The organism is Pseudomonas syringae pv. tomato str. DC3000 (assembly GCF_000007805.1).
Classification (GTDB): Bacteria; Pseudomonadota; Gammaproteobacteria; order Pseudomonadales; family Pseudomonadaceae; genus Aquipseudomonas; species Aquipseudomonas avellanae.
The window spans coordinates 6,181,709-6,198,873 of the sequence record NC_004578.1 but is presented as its reverse complement, the minus strand read 5'-3'; the positions used below and the strand labels follow the sequence as shown (position 1 = coordinate 6,198,873).

Below are 17,165 nucleotides of genomic sequence, written 5' to 3'. Positions count from 1 at the left end.
GTCTACCGCGAACCCGCCCTCTCATTGAGAGGTACGGGTGCTCAGTTGGCTGCATCTGCAAGTCAGAGACGCATGCCTTTGAACGGGTTCCAGCCTTGCTCGCCTTTTACTTCCTTGAGGTAGTAGGAGTAATTGGCAGTCAGGGAGTACATCATGGAAAACATGACGTTCAAGCCAGTCCCCAATGCCTTTGGAGCCTCCATTCCGAAGATTCCGAAAAGCACGGCTATAACGATATTGACGGCGATGATGATGCCGATCAGCGCCAGGTTTTTCTTCCACAGCCCCAGCACGAAGAAGTAAATCGGGCCAAAGAAAAACGTGATGACATTAGCGCAAATAAGCAGCTTCTTCTTGAAGCCGGGCAGCGCGTTGACCGCAGGCTTGAAGCGCGGATCGTTCGGCGCACCGTAAGTCTCGAAAAGGTTGAAGCGTTCCTGCCACTTTGCACTGTAATTGCCAGCGCTTTGGGTCTGATCTGCTGTGCTCATGGTTCTACTCCTGATGTTCCGTTGGGATGACGTTTTCTTCCGGGAAATCCTGTGTCTCGATGTTTCTTGCTTTTATGACCGCGCGGCGATTGTATGAACTTTACAGGTGGGTGACTACGCTGCTGCATGCCTATTTCCTGAAATCTGCGTAGGCCAGGCATGGCGAAAGGCTTACACGTGCTGGAGGCGGTTGGCTATTTCCGCCCTGACGCTTGCCTCGTAATATTGGATCCATCAACTGGTGAACAGGAGTTCACCAGGGTCAAGGATGACCGACCATTGCCTTGGAGGCAGCCGACAGGGAGTCGGGATGGTCTTGGGAAAACCCGCTTCGGCGGGTTTTTTATTGGGCGCGAGAACGCTTTGTTTGGCTCAAGCTACTCGCGCAGTGCGTTTCGCTTGCGCAGGTTTTCACGATGCTTCTCAAGATCCTTGCGGCGACGCATCTCCTGACGGATCTCCTTGCGTTCGGATCGAATAATCCTCCACTGCAAGCGCAATTCCCGGTAAGCGATCCACCAACCACACCTACCATCAGATGCGGCTTCCGTTTATCTTGGCATTTCCGGTGAGCAGTTCCACGGCAGCAACGCCTCATAGTCGGCCACCGACTGCGCAAGTGGCAACCTCTCCAGTACGTGGCGCAGCCACGTATAGGGCTCCTGGCCGTTGACCTTGGCGGTCTCGACCAAGCTATAGATCTGTGCACTGGCGGTGGCGCCTTTAGGCGTGTCGCTGAACAGCCAGGCTTTGCGCCCAATAACAAACGGCTTTATTGCGCGCTCTGCCGGGTTGTTGTCGATCGGTAAAAAGCCGGCTTCCACGTAACGCTTCAGCCGACTCCAGTTATTCGCCAGATAACCAACTGCCTTGCCCAGCACGCTTTGCGGCGTCACGTGGGACTGAGTTTTATCCAGCCAGCTTTTCAACTGAGCCAAGATTGGCAGGCTTTTCTCCTGCCGACCGGTAAAGCGCTGTTCGTCGCTGCCGTCTTTCAATTCGCGCTCGATACCGTACAGCTTATTGATCATCGTCAGCGCGATATCGGCACGCCCGGTCTTGCCCTTAGGTTGCACTTTTTGTGCTTCGACAAATTTGCGCCGCGCATGGGCCATACACGCCAAGCGCTCCACGCCCGGTTGTAACGCCAGCGCGTTATAGCCCGCGTAATCATCAGTCATCACATAGCCGCGATAACTTTCCAGCAGCCGTAACGGTACGTCCTGCGCGCGGCTGGAAGTGTAGTCGAACAATACGACTTTATGATCTGGAGGCCCGCTGGCCTGTACCCACATCCAGGATTGGCTGGTCGGGTCTCGATCTGGTTCTTTCAGTACCTGAACGCGGGTTTCGTCACAGTGGATGACCGGGCTTTCCAGCAATCGATCACGCATCAGATTTAACAGCGGCTGCAAATGTTCGCCGCACTGGATAATCCAGCGGGCCAACGTTTGACGCGGGATTTCTATGCCATGTCGGCTTAGCACCGTTTCAAAACGATGCAGCGGCAAGCCGTCGACATACTTGGTGGTCAGCAGCATGGCCAACACGCTGGGGCTGGCCATGCTCTTTTCAATCAACTGCGCAGGCTTGCCGGCTGTGACCGGTGCCGACTCACAGCCACGACAGCCGTAGACTTTGCGGATGTGTTTGATCACCCGAATCTGCATCGGCACGATATCCAGTTGCTCGCTGGTTTCCTCGCTGACGACATGCTTGCGGCAACCGCAGGCACAGGTCAGTTCGTGTTCGGGCAGCTCGTGGATGACTTCAATGCGCGGCAGATCAGCCGACAGTGGCTTGCGCTTGCCACGGCGTGGCGCAGGAGCAACTACTTCCTCATCAGCATCGCCGACCGGGAGCATAGGCTCGCTTTCAGGTTCATTGAACAAGGCAAGTTGAGGGGTATTAGGCTCGACGGTTTGTTCGGACTTTCGACCAAAAATACGGTCACGCAGCAGCTTGATCTGCTCTTTGAGATCAACGATGTGAGTGGCGTAGGCGTCTTTAACTTCCTGTTCGCGCGAGCGTGCTTCGTAGCTCTCAAGCAGCATCTGTTTGAGCAATACGGGATCGTCAGGAAGGTTGTCGGGCAATGGTCGCATGCCCTGGATTATACCCGTCAGGCAACAAACCTTGGAGTCAAAATCTTATGAGGACGGTTGCGCCACAGATCAAATCCATCCAGCAGCCAATTCAATTCCTGAACCGTCAGCACAATGGCTTCGTCGACATCATCTGGCGAGATTTTGAAACGCTCGGACTCGAGACGCTTGAGCCAAAGGCAGAAGCCGTTACGCTCCCAATACAAAATCTTCACTCGATTCCGGGATTTGTTGAGAAAGACAAAGAGCACCGGATCAAAGACCGCCACTTTAATATCCAACTCGACCAAAGCAGCTAAGCCATCGATGGATTTTCTGAAATCCACGGGTTTGGGATAGAGGTAGACTTTCTCGACTTTGGCGTCGGGTCGCATCATGGTGCTGGCTCCTGAAAGAAAACGGGAGCACAGCATCAGGCGTCAGCCAGTGGCTTGAAATGTGGGGTTCGTGGATCGGATACATTGAATTGGCTGCTGGATGGATTTGATCTGTGGCGCAACCGTCCTCATAAGATTTTGACTCCAAGGTTTGTTGCCTGACGGGTATAATCCAGGGCATGCGACCATTGCCCGACAACCTTCCTGACGATCCCGTATTGCTCAAACAGATGCTGCTTGAGAGCTACGAAGCACGCTCGCGCGAACAGGAAGTTAAAGACGCCTACGCCACTCACATCGTTGATCTCAAAGAGCAGATCAAGCTGCTGCGTGACCGTATTTTTGGTCGAAAGTCCGAACAAACCGTCGAGCCTAATACCCCTCAACTTGCCTTGTTCAATGAACCTGAAAGCGAGCCTATGCTCCCGGTCGGCGATGCTGATGAGGAAGTAGTTGCTCCTGCGCCACGCCGTGGCAAGCGCAAGCCACTGTCGGCTGATCTGCCGCGCATTGAAGTCATCCACGAGCTGCCCGAACACGAACTGACCTGTGCCTGCGGTTGCCGCAAGCATGTCGTCAGCGAGGAAACCAGCGAGCAACTGGATATCGTGCCGATGCAGATTCGGGTGATCAAACACATCCGCAAAGTCTACGGCTGTCGTGGCTGTGAGTCGGCACCGGTCACAGCCGGCAAGCCTGCGCAGTTGATTGAAAAGAGCATGGCCAGCCCCAGCGTGTTGGCCATGCTGCTGACCACCAAGTATGTCGACGGCTTGCCGCTGCATCGTTTTGAAACGGTGCTAAGCCGACATGGCATAGAAATCCCGCGTCAAACGTTGGCCCGCTGGATTATCCAGTGCGGCGAACATTTGCAGCCGCTGTTAAATCTGATGCGTGATCGATTGCTGGAAAGCCCGGTCATCCACTGTGACGAAACCCGCGTTCAGGTACTGAAAGAACCAGATCGAGACCCGACCAGCCAATCCTGGATGTGGGTACAGGCCAGCGGGCCTCCAGATCATAAAGTCGTATTGTTCGACTACACTTCCAGCCGCGCGCAGGACGTACCGTTACGGCTGCTGGAAAGTTATCGCGGCTATGTGATGACTGATGATTACGCGGGCTATAACGCGCTGGCGTTACAACCGGGCGTGGAGCGCTTGGCGTGTATGGCCCATGCGCGGCGCAAATTTGTCGAAGCACAAAAAGTGCAACCTAAGGGCAAGACCGGGCGTGCCGATATCGCGCTGACGATGATCAATAAGCTGTACGGTATCGAGCGCGAATTGAAAGACGGCAGCGACGAACAGCGCTTTACCGGTCGGCAGGAGAAAAGCCTGCCAATCTTGGCTCAGTTGAAAAGCTGGCTGGATAAAACTCAGTCCCACGTGACGCCGCAAAGCGTGCTGGGCAAGGCAGTTGGTTATCTGGCGAATAACTGGAGTCGGCTGAAGCGTTACGTGGAAGCCGGCTTTTTACCGATCGACAACAACCCGGCAGAGCGCGCAATAAAGCCGTTTGTTATTGGGCGCAAAGCCTGGCTGTTCAGCGACACGCCTAAAGGCGCCACCGCCAGTGCACAGATCTATAGCTTGGTCGAGACCGCCAAGGTCAACGGCCAGGAGCCCTATACGTGGCTGCGCCACGTACTGGAGAGGTTGCCACTTGCGCAGTCGGTGGCCGACTATGAGGCGTTGCTGCCGTGGAACTGCTCACCGGAAATGCCAAGATAAACGGAAGCCGCATCTGATGGTAGGTGTGGTTGGTGGATCGCTTACGTCGTAGCGATAACGCAGCTGGCTGCCGTCCGGGTTGATGCGGCGGCTGACCAGATGCAGGTTGTCGGCGTATTCGTAGCGGGTGATGCGGCCCAGTTCGTCGCGCTCGGCGGTGACTTTGCCGTAGGCGTTGTAGGAGAAAGCACGCGTGGCGCCGCCGGGCAGGGTGATCTGCGCCAGGCGGTTGGCTGCGTCCCACTGATAATGGGTGATGGCGCCGGTTTCTTCCTGACGGGTGATCTGCCGACCCAGGGCGTCGTAACGGTATTTACGCTGGCCACCATCGGGCAGGCGCTCTTCCAGCAGTTGGCCAAGGCCGTTCCAGCCCAGCGTGTGACGACTGCCGTCGGGGTGAGTATCAAAAGCGGTACGGCCAAAGGAGTCCTGATTATAAAAATCTTACATCCGCTTTAGATAATATGGGGTAAGCCTAGTGTACTGTTTGCGAAATAGGTTACCCCTGACCTTCAATCTAAGCTATTGATAAAATTTGACTTTTCCTTTAGTCAGTAGCTGGTTTTTTCGAAAACAGTACACTAGAGCACGTGAAGGTCAGACATCTGAAGCTTTTCATTCTCGCCTTCATGGATTAGCTCTAAGGATAATGTTAGATCGCTCATTCCCTCTTCAGTTGTCCATAATGGTACATCGATTTTCAAGCCGGACCCATCTTGGTACTCATATATATATGCTTTCTCCATAAAAGAGTCTGGAGGTGAAGTAAGCGTTCTGCCGTACTCTAAAATTCTTGCTTCAATATCTTCTTTATTTAGTCTGCCGTACCAGTTGTTTGATGATATTTTTTTAAAGTCATTGCAGGCTAATGCCTCTAATAGATCTCTTATTTCTAGTTTTACGCTGTTTTTTATATTCATTTTCGTCTGTTTCCTGGAATGCGAGTTGTGGTTTCCGGAGTAACGCCAATACCTTTAAAATGCTCATCAGCACCCCTGATCAAGGTTTTTGCATCGTCCTTACTAACCCCTGCTTTACGCAACGCTCTGTAGCCAAAAATACGCTCAAGCCTATAGGTTCCTCCGCCAGATCTACGCTGAGCCTGAGTGGCCTCGTAGTGGGGAGTTCCTTTTTTGGTAGATGGGCCGGGAAGTTGTACAGCAGGTGCCGCATTTCGATCATATCCTGGTAAATCCCTTACAGCCGCATCTTGAATAATGTGATGTGAATCTTTTGCCTTCGCATCATTCAAAGCCTTGTGACTTCCGCTGACTATCGGAAGGCTAGGTTCGCCTTGGTTGACACTAGCTTTCGTTTCCGGTGCTTTTGTTTTACCGATTGGATTCCCAATACTTGACCCAGGACAGTTGGATATTGCGGTTTGGGATCTAATGTTAGATTGAACGGTAGAAGCGGCTTTCCTAGCAGTACCAGCAGATCTAACAGCGGCAGCCCGAATAGCACCAAATATCAACCCCAACGGATCCACCCACCCAGTAGGGTTAGGCACATACTGGTAGTTGTTCAGCCCACCCGCCAGCTTGATCGGGTCCGGGGTCAAAAACCGTCCAGTGCCCGGATTGTAATAGCGATGCCGGTTGTAATGTAAGCCCGTTTCCGCATCGAAGTACTGACCCTGGAAGCGCAACGGGTTGTCGATCTCGCTGATGTCGAGGGTGGCGAGGTTGCCGTAAGCCCGGTATTTGGCCGATCACACGATCTCGCCGCTGTAGTCGGTGAGTTCCTGCGGCGTACCCAGGTGGTCAAGCTGGTAATAGAACGGTGCGGCTTTGACCGAGCCTTCGCCATCCAGCATCGCCAGCGGGCAGAAGGTGCCGGGTTCGTAGATGTAGCTGCGATACCGGTTGGTTGCGCTTTCGGCGATGAGGCGTTCACCTTGCCACAGGAACTCAGTGGTGTGTCCGTCGACGATCTTCTCGATGCATCTTCCGAAGGCGTTGTACTTGTAGGACGCGGCACCGTGAGCTTGATTGAATCGGGCGTCAGCCAAGTAATAGCGTTACAGTAATGCTAGTGGTAAAAGCTGCACTATAATACATGGCAGAGCAAGCTGGAATGGGCTGTTTAACATTCGGGTAAGACCTTACTGACGCCCACACAAAAAATAAATTTAGGGCTTCCAGAATTTAATTCCTTCTAAGTGTCGCTCCATATCATCCATATCATCCTCTCCAAGCGTTGAATCAAAATTTTCACTTATTATCTTTCTCACTTTGGCTAGACGCTGAGTTATTTTTTCATTGTCGATGAAGTTGGTGGTGGCCTTTTGATAATCTTCAGTAGGTTTATCTTGATAGTAACTTCCCATTTTATGTAATGAAATTAATATAAACTCGATATCTGCTAGTATTTCGAGCGCCTCATCTCCTGACAGACTTATTTTTTTATTGCTTTCTAGCATTATTTTCTCCTTGTAAATGTTGGATTTTTGAGCTTTAAATTTCCTTTGATTGTAAGTTCTATAGTGCCATATCTAGGGTTTTTCACCCATTCTAACTGAGAGTTAGGGAAACTCTGAAAAAGGTTTCCTGATTTGGCAAAATACCCCAACACCTTTCACCGAGCTTCCCTGATGAAACAGATGACCTTCGCCGATGCCGAGTACGCGGGTAAACGTAAGCATACCCGCCGCGAGCGCTTTCTCATCGAGATGGATCAGGTTGTGCCCTGGAAAGGCTTGATTGCCCTTATCGAACCACATTATCCAAAGGGCGAAGGTGGCCGTCCGGCTTATCCGCTGATGGCGATGCTGCGTATTCACCTGATGCAGAACTGGTTTGGTTACAGCGATCCGGCGATGGAGGAAGCACTTTACGAGACAACGATCCTGCGCCAGTTCGCAGGGTTGAGTCTGGATCGAATCGCCGATGAAACCACGATTCTCAACTTCCGGCGTCTGTTGGAAAAGCATGAGTTGGCAGGCGGGATTTTGCAGGTCATCAATGGCTATCTGGGTGATCGAGGTTTGATGCTGCGCCAAGGTACGGTGGTCGATGCGACGATCATTCATGCGCCGAGCTCGACCAAGAACAAGGACGGCAAACGCGATCCCGAAATGCATCAGACGAAGAAAGGAAACCAGTATTTCTTCGGCATGAAAGCGCATATCGGCGTCGATGCCGAGTCGGGTTTAGTCCATAGCCTGGTGGGTACTGCGGCGAATGTGGCGGACGTGACTCAGGTTGATCAATTGCTACATGGTGAGGAAACCTATGTCAGCGGTGATGCGGGCTACACCGGCGTGGACAAGCGTGCGGAGCATCAGGATCGTCAGATGATCTGGTCAATTGCGGCCCGCCCAAGCCGTTATAAAAAGCATGGCGAGAAAAGTTTGATCGCACGGGTCTATCGCAAAATCGAGTTCACGAAAGCCCAGTTACGGGCGAAGGTTGAACATCCGTTTCGCGTGATCAAGCGCCAGTTTGGTTATACGAAAGTCCGGTTTCGCGGGCTGGCTAAAAACACCGCGCAACAGGCTACTCTGTTTGCCTTGTCGAACCTTTGGATGGTGCGAAAACGGCTGCTGGCGATGGGAGAGGTGCGCCTGTAATGCGGAAAAACGCCTTGGAAAGGTGCTGTTTGAAGGAAAATCGATGAGTTAAGAGCGGAAAACGTCTAATTATCTGATCGGGCGAGCTTTTTTTGAACCTCAGGCCATGAGAGCGTCAAAAATCGATGCCTACTTCAGACCTTCCTTAGGTACATCTGTTTCGATATAGTCCCTACCACGCCCTCTGCCAATTTGATATTTTTCTTCTGCATCAGCTGGACTCATCGGCTTTTTATTGGCTAGTTCTGCATAAACTCGATTATTATCCTGAGCTTGTATTATGCCGTCATTTTCGATACCGGCAGAGCCTTTTCTATTGGTGTAGTGTCGGACACGAGTCGTATTTTCTCCACGTGCTACAGGAGCAGGTACTGCTGGTTCGCCTTCATTTGTTTTCGCTTTCTCTGGAGGGCTTCCAACATCGCCCACAGATTTTGTTCCCGGACATTCACTATTCAACCCCAACGGATCCACCCACCCCGTAGGGTTAGGCACATACTGGTAGTTGTTCAACCCACCCGCCAGCTTGATCGGGTCCGGGGTCAAAAACCTTCCAGTGCCCGGATTGTAATAGCGATGCCGGTTGTAATGTAAGCCCGTTTCCGCATCGAAGTACTGACCCTGGAAGCGCAGCGGGTTGTCGATCTCGCTGACGTCGAGGGTGGCGAGGTTGCCGTAGGCGCGGTATTTCGCCGACCACATGATCTCGCCGCTATAGTCGGTGAGTTCCTGCGGGGTACCCAAATGGTCAAGCTGGTAATAGAACGGTGCGGCTTTCAGCGGGCCTTCGCCGTACAGCATCGCCAGCGGGCGGAAGGTGCCGGGTTCGTAGATGTAGGTGCGATACCGGTCGGTGGTTTTTTCGAAGATTATTGATGTTGGTCTGTTACATCTATCGCCAGTGTATGATTAGCTTGTCTGGACGTTCCATTGGTATTTGTACAGTAACTCCGTTGGATGAATAAGCATGAATCTCCGCTCCTTCAACTTTTAAGTTCTCAAATGGATTTGTTTTGCTTAAAACAACTAGCCATACTAATTCTTCCGTGTGCTTTCTTGTTAATGCGATGAAGCCATCCTCCCCGGCTGCGAAGCATTCGCCACATTGTACAATGCTATCATCAAAGCCTTCTATTTTGCTAATGGTTGATAGGCCCTCACTTGCATTGCTGTCAAGAGAATAATAATCTGATGCGGGAATCCATATTTTATTTTTTAATGATATATCATCTTTAGCTAGATCGAAAAGACAAAAAAAACCATTCCCTGAAGTTATCGAGTCTGTGCGCGGATATATTTCTTCTAACCACTGCTCTTGTATAATTTTTATTTCGTCTGAAAACATTTTATGCCCTATTCATTAATTTTAGGTAGTGTGTTTAGTCCTTTTGGAGGTACAGGCTCACCATCTAGAAGATTTCGTCTATCTTCTCTTCTGAGTTTAAAAGCTTTCTCCCAAGTTTTTTTCGAACCTGGCATTATATCTTCGGCCAGTACAATTTGTATAGGTATTGAGTTTAAGCCGACAGATCTAGCGGCTCTTAGCCTTCGGTTGTCATAAGACACAAGTTGACCGTCAACCTCCATTACGTTAAGAGCGGAACCTGGTCGGGACCAATCCCAATCACCTTGTGACATTTTTGCTTCATATTCATTGCCGTGTACGCCGCGCTGTGAAAAATTTATGTCCTGGGGATTTACATAATGTTTACCAGCTGCATATCTTCTGCCATTTGATTCAGGCGGTCTGAGCTCTTCCGAGTTGTCGTAAGAGTTGGATGGACTGGATGCTTCCTCAACTGGGATTTTGTTTTTTTCTGAATCTGGACATTCTCCACTCAACCCCAACGGATCCACCCACCCCGTCGGGTTAGGCACATACTGGTAGTTGTTCAACCCACCCGCCAGCTTGATCGGGTCCGGGGTCAAAAACCGTCCAGTGCCCGGATTGTAATAGCGATGCCGGTTGTAATGTAAGCCCGTTTCCGCATCGAAGTACTGACCCTGGAAGCGCAGCGGGTTTTCGATTTCGGCGATGTCGAGGGTGGCGAGGTTGCCGTAAGCCCGGTATTTGGCCGACCACATGATCTCGCCGCTGTAGTCAGTGAGTTCTTGCGGCGTGCCGAGGTGGTCAAGCTGGTAATAGAACGGTGCGGCTTTCAGAGGGCCTTCGCCGTCCAGCATCGCCAGCGGTCGGAAGGTGCCCGGCTCGTAGATGTAGCTGCGGTAACGGTTGTCGGCGCTTTCGGCGATCAGGCGTTCGCCTTGCCAGAGAAATTCGGTGATGTGGCCATCGATGGTCTTTTCGATGCGCCGGCCAAAGGCGTCGTATTTGTACGAAGCCACGCTTCCGCCCGGCAGGCTGACGCCGATCAGGCGGTGCTGGCAGTCGTAGCGGTACTCGGTGACGAGCTTTTGTCCGGTGCCGCGGCGTTCGCGGATCTGGTTGCCGTAGGCGTCGTAATCGTAATGGCGGTCGCCCTGCATCAGCAGGCGGTTGCCTTTGACGTTGGCCAGGTTGGCAGCCGGTTGATCGCCTTGGCCGAGGAGGTTGCCTGCGGGATCATGGGCGAAGCTTTCCGGGGTGGTGCCACGCACGTTGATCAGGCGGTCGAGCGGATCGTAATGATAGCTACGGTTGCCTTTTCGGCTGTCGTTGACGCCTGCCAGATTGCCGTTTGCGTCGTACGCGTAGTGGCGGTGGAACAGGTGGCGATCCTGTTGGCTGACGCTGTGTGCTTGCAGTCGGCCTTGTTCGTCGTACTGATACTGACTTAGCAACAAACCTTGCTGGCGTTGCTGTTCGCGGCCGGCGCTGAACTGGTGGGTGGTCAGGCGCGAGCCGTTGAGGTCGATGCTGCCGAGCTGGCCACCACGCTGATGGTGGTAATCGAGCTTACTGCCGTCAGGCAGGCGGCAGTGTTTCAGTTGGCCGACAGTGTCGTACTCGTAACGCAGCGTGCCCCAGCCCTGATGCTCGGTGATCAGGCGGTCCTGCAAGTCGTATTCGTAAGCCAGCGGCCAGTGGCCGTCGTCGACGCTGACCAGACGCCCGAGGGCGTCGTAGCGGTAATGGATCGCGCTGCCATCGGCCAGGGTTTTCACCAGCAGACGGCCAGCGGCATCACGTTGGTATTCAGTGGACAACTCGCTGCCGTCGTCGCCGAATTCGGTTTTCTTCAGTAACTGGCCGTTGAGGTCGTACTCGTAGGCGGTGCTGCGGCCGTCGAAACCGGTTTCTCGCTGGATCAGGCCGTTGCTGTAGTAGTCGAGGTGGTAGTGCTCGCCGCGCTCGTTTTCGATCTCGGTGAGCAGCAGGCGCGCGTTGTCGTAACGATAACGCAGCTGGCTGCCGTCCGGGTTGATACGGCGGCTGACCAGATGCAGGTTGTCGGCGTATTCGTAGCGGGTGATGCGGCCCAGTTCGTCGCGCTCGGCGGTGACTTTGCCGTAGGCGTTGTAGGAGAAAGCACGCGTGGCGCCGCCGGGCAGAGTGGCTTGTGCCAGGCGGTTGGCTGCGTCCCATTGGTAATGGGTGATGGCGCCGGTTTCTTCCTGACGGGTGATCTGCCGACCCAGGGCGTCGTAACGGTATTTACGCTGACCACCATCAGGCAGACGCTCTTCGAGCAATTGGCCTAGGCCGTTCCAGCCCAGTTGATGACGGCTGCCGTCGGGGTGACGGATCTCCAGCAAGCGGCCGCGCAGGTCATAGCTGTAATGGGTTTCGTTGCCGTCCGGGTCGGTCTGGACGGTAATGTCGCCTTGTTCATTACGCTGATATTTCCAAGTTGCTTTACCCCGACGAACATCACTGACGAAGCCGCGATGGTATTCGTAGGCTACCGGTTCGTCTTCCGGTGGAATCAACGCGATCAGCAGTCCGTCTTCGTCATAGCGGTATTCAGTGATCGCACCCAGCGGGTCTTTCTCCGCGATCAGTCGGCCTTTCTCGTCATAAGCTTTTTGCGTTTCAGCTCCATCAGGGGTGGTTTCACTGATGAGGCGCGCATTTTCGTCGTGTACATAAACCTGTTCACTGCCATCGGCATTGAGAACAGTGACCTGGCCTGCGTCGTCCCATATGTAACGCGAGTCCATCTGAGAAAAGTTGGCCCAGTGATGGATGCTTCGCGATGACTTGCCTTCGTTCTCCCATTCCCAGAAAAAGCTCGCGCCTCCAGCAAGCTGGCGCTCCTGGATCACGTTTTGTTCGTTGTAACGGTAGTGCTCGCTTTCGCCCGCCGCGGTGGTTGCGCTGACAAGCTGACCTTTCACGTTGTACTGGTAGGTCACCAATGTCTGTACGGTCGCCCAAGGATCTTGCCGTTCGCCCTGATCGGTATAGTCGGGCCGTTGCTGCTGATAATCCACTGCGACGATATGGCGATCTTCATAACGCAGAAGCAGAGAGCGCCCGGCGTTGTTGTCGATCCGCTGCACGCGATCTACAAGGTCGTAAGTGATTTGAAGCTGGTTGTCGTAGGCGTCGCTGATAGTAATCAGGCGCCCGGCACGAAAGTGGTAGAAGCGTGGTTGCTTGCCAGCTTGAGTCAGGATCAGCTCGCCGGGCGTATTGCCGAGATAGATCGCCGCTTTGGCCAAGCTATTGGTGATAGCAGGGCGATGCTCGGTCGGCATCGGGAAGCGGGTCTGGCGGTTTTCATTGTCGATCCATAGCACTCCCTCATCGTCAAGTTGAAGACGATGGGATAACGCATGGCTCCAGCCATAACCGAGACGGCTGTCAGTTTCTACCGCGCTGGTGCGATACAGTCGCGTCCATTCAAAGGGCAGCAGGCCATCGAGTTGCCCATCGGTCAGGGTGAGCAGCTCTTCCCCTGTCACCATTGAAACCGGGCAACCGTTGACACAAGTGTCCTGCGCCGCCGCTGCACTTTTACCGTCATGTGTCCTGGATTGGCTGGCTGCATCGTCGAGACGTTTACTGGTTCTGACTGTGGTGTTTCTTTTGCCGTCAAAACGTAGTTGGGCGACGCCTTGGTTAGTGGCTGATACTGCGCCGCGAGCTGCTACCGCGACGTATTTGCTCACATAGCCCATGAAGCCTTTGATGATATTGAACACGGCTTTTACAAAGCCGGTGACCGCGTTGAGGATGATCTTGCCGTACTTGGCCAGGCGTGCAGCCAGATAAAACAGCCCTGCGCCCTCGGCTGCCAAGGTCAACACGACGGATATGACAATGTCGATCAGGATGCCGATAGTGGCTGCCGAGGTCATCTTCGCCGTCTGGCCTGCAGCCTGGGTCGGCGGTAATCCGGCCACCCATATCGAGGCGCAGCGAACCATCAGGAAAAGGGCCGCCTCGTCGCTGGCAAGCAACATGGCTTTTTTCATGACATCAGGCGCTTCTTTGGCCAGTTTGACCAGTTCGTCAGCACCTGCGCCCAATTCCTCCGCAAATTTCTTAGGGTTTTGCAAAATATCCAGCGCTTTGGTGATGCCGTCCCACACGCCTTTAATGGCTTCCCAGCCACCCTCCAGAATGCCTGCGCCGATCGCCATTGCTGTCGCCGAAGCGCTTTGATTGGACCACTGGGGTTTGAAGCCTGCCCACTCCTTGCGCAGGAAGCCTTCCAGGTCAGCACTCAGACCGTCATAGGATTTGAACAGGGCATCAATTTGAGCGGGGGTGACTTTGTCATGGACATGAATTTTATAAGCTTTGCCCGGTTGCCCCTGAAAGCTGCCTTTGCCTTGCTTGTCCAGCATCACGGTGGTCTTGGCGCCACCTTCAACGGCAATAACATCAACCTGAATGTCACCGACAGGAATGTCATACAGCGACTCAAACTTACTCTCGATCAAAAGCGGGCCGACGAGAGGGCACTTGGCGACGTATGAGAAATCGTCGTCATTCATGCTGACCGCTTTACTCGATCCCCCTGCTTTGATGACGCGCTCCATGCCTAACAGTGAAGGCATGTCTGTCGCGCGGCTGCCTTTGTCGGCCAGCTCTGCATACCAGGTTTTGGTTTGTTCACGGTACAGCGTCAGGCTGTCTTTGAACGAGTCCAGTTGTGCTTCGATATCGGCAACGCGATCCATCAGCCTTGCTCCAGAATCAGGTGGTTAAGCAGTGCTTCGTTGAGAGATGTTGAAACGTCTGTACTGCGCACAAAGTGGTCGATCTTGCGGCGCAATATGGACTCTGGAAAGGCGACATAGATATCCGGCCGTTCTTCAGTCAACCACTGCATCAAATTATCGATCAGCGTTACTGGATCTTTTTTCGTCAACTGATCCAAAAGAGGTTGAGGCACCTCCCACCAAGGCCAGTCTTTCACCACTGGCAATGCCCCTGACCCGGTTTTCAGCGCTCGTCCATTGATCAGATAGCGATCAAACACCGGCAACACTTCCACTGCCGCCTCACCCAACCCTTCCAGAATCGGATAAATATGCCGCCCATCCCAGAACCGGAAAAACACCTCGGCTCCGTCCGGCATCTTTACCTGGGTCAGGCTGCGAAGGTGCTCGAACACTACCTGCGATGGATGCGTCGAAACGGCCAGCCAGCCCCAGTCTTCGGCATCGGTTTCGGCCACCCAGTTCAGGAACGCTGATCGAGGCATCAGCTCGCTCAGGTAGGGCATCACCGGCTGCCAGGTATCGTACGGCGTGCCGCCCCAGATCGGGGTGACCTGGGTGCTGGGTTCTACCTGATAAAGGGTTTTGAGCGCCTCTGCATCACTGGCCGCACTCACAACCAGATAGAGATGCTCACCCACCTGTAATGGCTGCTCAGCCAACCAGGCCTGCGGAGTCAAAAGATCAGATCGCACACGCACCGTCCTTGCACTTCTCGCATTCTTCACAGAACGGCGCGTTGCGTTTGAGGGTGTTGATCTGCGCCGGGGTTAGAGCCGCACCGGCCTTGTCGGCATCGGCCTGCAGCAAAGGACCCGGCATCAGCGGGGCTGCCGGGGTGCCGTTGCCGGGGCTACCGCCGTCGTTGACGTGGATGAACGGGCCGCTCAGGGTCACGCCGCTGGCGTCGATCTTGATGAAGCTGCCCCCAGCCTTAAGGGTCAATTCGCTACCGGCTTCAAGCACCACTTTCACGCCGCTGCTCAGGTGGATCTCTTGGCCTGCTTCGATGAACTGACCGGTGCCGACCTTGACGTGCTGGTTCGCACCTACGGTGAGGTGATCGTCAGCCCGTGCTTCGACTTTGCGGTCGGCGTAGACGGTATGGTGCTCTTCGGCCTTGAATTCGCTGTGGCTGTTCTGCTCGACTGTGTCGTGTCGTTCGTTGCCGACGCGTATCTTCTGATCGTTCTCGACGTTCTCGTCCCAGTCGCGCTGGGCGTGCAGGAATATCTGTTCCTGGCCTTTCTTGTCTTCGATACGCAGCTCGTTGAAGCCGCCGCCACCGGGTGAACTCATGGACTTGAAAGTGCTGCGGGTTTTGTTAGCCGGCAGGTCGTACGGAACCACGTTTTCCTTGTGGTACAGGCAGCCACTGATCAGCGGCTGATCGGGGTCGCCTTCAAGGAAAGTCACCAGCACTTCCATGCCGATGCGCGGAATGGCGATGCCGCCGTACATCGCACCTGCCCAGGCCGAGGAGACCCTCAGCCAGCAGCTGGTCTTGTCGTCGGACTGGCCTTCGCGGTCCCAGGGGAACTGCACTTTGACGCGGCCGTACTGATCGCAGTGGATTTCTTCGCCTTTGGGGCCGGTGACCACGGCACTTTGGCTGCCGAGAATGCGCGGTTTGGGGTGGGTCAGCGGCGGACGGTTGGGCACGTCCCACGGGGTGGCCTGGAAGCGGTTGCGGTAGCCCTGATGGAAATCATCCTTCAGGTCGGTTGTGTCGCTGGTGACCGACTCCTCCAGCACCTGCGGCTGTTTGCCTTCGTGCAGGATTTCGGTCAGCAGCCACAGATCGTTCCATTTGGCTTTGGGGTGCTGGGTCAGCGCCAGAAAGTGGCCGCTGACCAGCAGCGGCTGATCGCTCTTGCCTACGGCCAGTTGGTAGTCGCTGCGATGACGTTCCAGTGCTCTTTTGGCCAGTTGCTTGCCGCGTTCGCGATCCACGAAGCGGCCAGGGTAGTCGTAGTCTTCAAGGTCGGGGATGGCATCGCCCCGGTTTTCGCTTTCCAGCGTCAGGCGCGGTTTCTCGAAGTCGTAGTCGCGGCGTGTCGTGCGGCTAGTGCGGGTTTCCATGCGCAGGTCGAATCGCTTTACCACCGGATCGGTGGCGACCATGCCTGAGTCTTGCTGGTAGGCCACTGGTGCAAGTTTCGGGAACACCGTCTGGTCATCGCCGAACACCAGTGTGTGGCCGTTGGTGCTGTGCTGGAAATGGTAGTGGATACCTTCTTCCTCGCACAGCCGTTGGACGAAGTGCAGATCCGATTCATCGTATTGAACGCAGTAGATGCGTTCAGGATAAATCGACCCGACTTTGAATTCGTAGGCGTTGCCTTGAATGCCGTGCTCTTCGAGAACAATACCGATGATTTTCGGGACGGTGAGGTTCTGGAAGATACGCTGGTTGGTACGGTGGGCAAGGTAGGCCAGTTGCGGGCGTAAGGTCACGGCGTAGCGGGTTAGCCGCTTGCCCGAGTCGCCCTGTGAGGCGCGGTAAATCTGGCCATGAATGCCGCTGCCGTCAGGCGAGAGCTGCAGAAAGGCCGGTTTATGTAGCAGCGTTTCGAGGTCCAGGGATGGCTGCTCACTGACCAGATCGACCTCAAACGCAAAAGGCTGGCTGATGGCTTCCCGACCTTGCAAGGCAAGAACCTGCAGATCATTGGAAAGACCTTCTATGGTCAGGGAAAAGTGAGTCTGATTGGCCGGCGCGAACATCCCTTGTTCCTCGTGCAGTGTTGCGGCGCGCGTCCAGGCTCAACAAG

The 17,165-nt window shown here is 54.2% G+C and carries 12 protein-coding genes and 3 pseudogenes; 2 read left to right on the top strand and 13 right to left on the bottom strand.

Features of this window, described 5'->3' with window-relative positions:
• Positions 1 to 62 precede the first annotated feature (62 nt).
• The 3 genes from PSPTO_RS28200 to tnpB form a co-directional block, all read right to left on the bottom strand.
• The gene (locus PSPTO_RS28200) at positions 63 to 491 is read right to left on the bottom strand and encodes a DUF2628 domain-containing protein (RefSeq protein ID WP_011105501.1); all 429 of its coding nucleotides are present in this window, start codon (positions 489 to 491) and stop codon (positions 63 to 65) included.
• A 551-nt stretch (positions 492 to 1,042) separates the two neighbouring features.
• Entirely contained in the window at positions 1,043 to 2,596 is a 1,554-nt protein-coding gene (locus PSPTO_RS28195; protein WP_003409202.1) for an IS66-like element ISPsy5 family transposase, read from the bottom strand.
• Positions 2,597 to 2,613: 17 nt separating this feature from the next.
• Positions 2,614 to 2,973 carry an IS66 family insertion sequence element accessory protein TnpB gene (gene tnpB, locus PSPTO_RS28190; protein WP_003409203.1) on the bottom strand — a complete coding sequence of 120 codons (360 nt, stop codon included), beginning with the start codon at positions 2,971 to 2,973 and terminating at the stop codon, positions 2,614 to 2,616.
• 179 nt (positions 2,974 to 3,152) lie between these two features.
• On the opposite strand from tnpB, the gene PSPTO_RS28185 reads away from it, so the two are divergent.
• The gene (locus PSPTO_RS28185; protein ID WP_003409202.1) at positions 3,153 to 4,706 is read left to right on the top strand and encodes an IS66-like element ISPsy5 family transposase; all 1,554 of its coding nucleotides are present in this window, start codon (positions 3,153 to 3,155) and stop codon (positions 4,704 to 4,706) included.
• A 45-nt stretch (positions 4,707 to 4,751) separates the two neighbouring features.
• On the opposite strand, the pseudogene PSPTO_RS28180 reads toward PSPTO_RS28185, so the two are convergent.
• The 5 genes and pseudogenes from PSPTO_RS28180 to PSPTO_RS28165 form a co-directional block, all read right to left on the bottom strand.
• A pseudogene (locus tag PSPTO_RS28180) lies at positions 4,752 to 5,105 on the bottom strand (RHS repeat protein); the annotation flags it as partial.
• Between the two features lie 182 nt (positions 5,106 to 5,287).
• Complete coding sequence (locus PSPTO_RS28175) at positions 5,288 to 5,626, bottom strand: DUF7668 domain-containing protein (protein ID WP_052746235.1); 339 nt, start codon at positions 5,624 to 5,626, stop codon at positions 5,288 to 5,290.
• Positions 5,623 to 6,195: a hypothetical protein gene (locus tag PSPTO_RS30750; protein ID WP_327191521.1), complete on the bottom strand. Its 573-nt coding sequence runs from the start codon at positions 6,193 to 6,195 to the stop codon at positions 5,623 to 5,625. Before PSPTO_RS30750 ends, PSPTO_RS28175 begins: the two co-directional genes overlap by 4 nt.
• A pseudogene (locus PSPTO_RS28170) lies at positions 6,178 to 6,681 on the bottom strand (RHS repeat-associated core domain-containing protein); the annotation flags it as partial. The gene PSPTO_RS30750 and the pseudogene PSPTO_RS28170, both read right to left, overlap by 18 nt.
• A 156-nt stretch (positions 6,682 to 6,837) precedes the next feature.
• The gene (locus PSPTO_RS28165; protein WP_024677613.1) at positions 6,838 to 7,128 is read right to left on the bottom strand and encodes a hypothetical protein; all 291 of its coding nucleotides are present in this window, start codon (positions 7,126 to 7,128) and stop codon (positions 6,838 to 6,840) included.
• A 171-nt stretch (positions 7,129 to 7,299) separates the two neighbouring features.
• Here PSPTO_RS28165 and PSPTO_RS28160 point away from each other — a divergent pair, with 171 nt between their 5' ends.
• Positions 7,300 to 8,277, top strand: coding sequence for an IS5-like element ISPssy family transposase (locus PSPTO_RS28160; RefSeq protein WP_007247571.1), 978 nt, complete (start codon positions 7,300 to 7,302; stop codon positions 8,275 to 8,277).
• A gap of 129 nt (positions 8,278 to 8,406) precedes the next feature.
• On the opposite strand, the pseudogene PSPTO_RS28155 reads toward PSPTO_RS28160, so the two are convergent.
• The 5 genes and pseudogenes from PSPTO_RS28155 to tssI form a co-directional block, all read right to left on the bottom strand.
• A pseudogene (locus PSPTO_RS28155) lies at positions 8,407 to 9,129 on the bottom strand (RHS repeat-associated core domain-containing protein); the annotation flags it as partial.
• A 40-nt stretch (positions 9,130 to 9,169) separates the two neighbouring features.
• Complete coding sequence (locus PSPTO_RS28150; protein ID WP_149032210.1) at positions 9,170 to 9,622, bottom strand: hypothetical protein; 453 nt, start codon at positions 9,620 to 9,622, stop codon at positions 9,170 to 9,172.
• 8 nt (positions 9,623 to 9,630) lie between these two features.
• Positions 9,631 to 14,349, bottom strand: coding sequence for an RHS repeat-associated core domain-containing protein (locus PSPTO_RS28145; protein WP_011105498.1), 4,719 nt, complete (start codon positions 14,347 to 14,349; stop codon positions 9,631 to 9,633).
• Positions 14,349 to 15,086, bottom strand: coding sequence for a DUF4123 domain-containing protein (locus PSPTO_RS28140; RefSeq protein WP_046463476.1), 738 nt, complete (start codon positions 15,084 to 15,086; stop codon positions 14,349 to 14,351). Before PSPTO_RS28140 ends, PSPTO_RS28145 begins: the two co-directional genes overlap by 1 nt.
• Entirely contained in the window at positions 15,076 to 17,118 is a 2,043-nt protein-coding gene (gene tssI, locus PSPTO_RS28135) for a type VI secretion system tip protein TssI/VgrG (RefSeq protein WP_011105496.1), read from the bottom strand. Before tssI ends, PSPTO_RS28140 begins: the two co-directional genes overlap by 11 nt.
• Between the last annotated feature and the right edge of the window lie 47 nt (positions 17,119 to 17,165).

What these genes read in the sequence shown, in the direction of transcription:
- PSPTO_RS28200 (WP_011105501.1), bottom strand. Translation starts at nt 491, where the DNA reads ATGAGCACAGCAGATCAGACCCAAAGCGCTGGCAATTACAGTGCAAAG.
- PSPTO_RS28195 (WP_003409202.1), bottom strand. Translation starts at nt 2,596, where the DNA reads ATGCGACCATTGCCCGACAACCTTCCTGACGATCCCGTATTGCTCAAA.
- tnpB (WP_003409203.1), bottom strand. Translation starts at nt 2,973, where the DNA reads ATGATGCGACCCGACGCCAAAGTCGAGAAAGTCTACCTCTATCCCAAA.
- PSPTO_RS28185 (WP_003409202.1), top strand. Translation starts at nt 3,153, where the DNA reads ATGCGACCATTGCCCGACAACCTTCCTGACGATCCCGTATTGCTCAAA.
- PSPTO_RS28175 (WP_052746235.1), bottom strand. Translation starts at nt 5,626, where the DNA reads ATGAATATAAAAAACAGCGTAAAACTAGAAATAAGAGATCTATTAGAG.
- PSPTO_RS28165 (WP_024677613.1), bottom strand. Translation starts at nt 7,128, where the DNA reads ATGCTAGAAAGCAATAAAAAAATAAGTCTGTCAGGAGATGAGGCGCTC.
- PSPTO_RS28160 (WP_007247571.1), top strand. Translation starts at nt 7,300, where the DNA reads ATGAAACAGATGACCTTCGCCGATGCCGAGTACGCGGGTAAACGTAAG.
- PSPTO_RS28150 (WP_149032210.1), bottom strand. Translation starts at nt 9,622, where the DNA reads ATGTTTTCAGACGAAATAAAAATTATACAAGAGCAGTGGTTAGAAGAA.
- PSPTO_RS28145 (WP_011105498.1), bottom strand. Translation starts at nt 14,349, where the DNA reads ATGGATCGCGTTGCCGATATCGAAGCACAACTGGACTCGTTCAAAGAC.
- tssI (WP_011105496.1), bottom strand. Translation starts at nt 17,118, where the DNA reads ATGTTCGCGCCGGCCAATCAGACTCACTTTTCCCTGACCATAGAAGGT.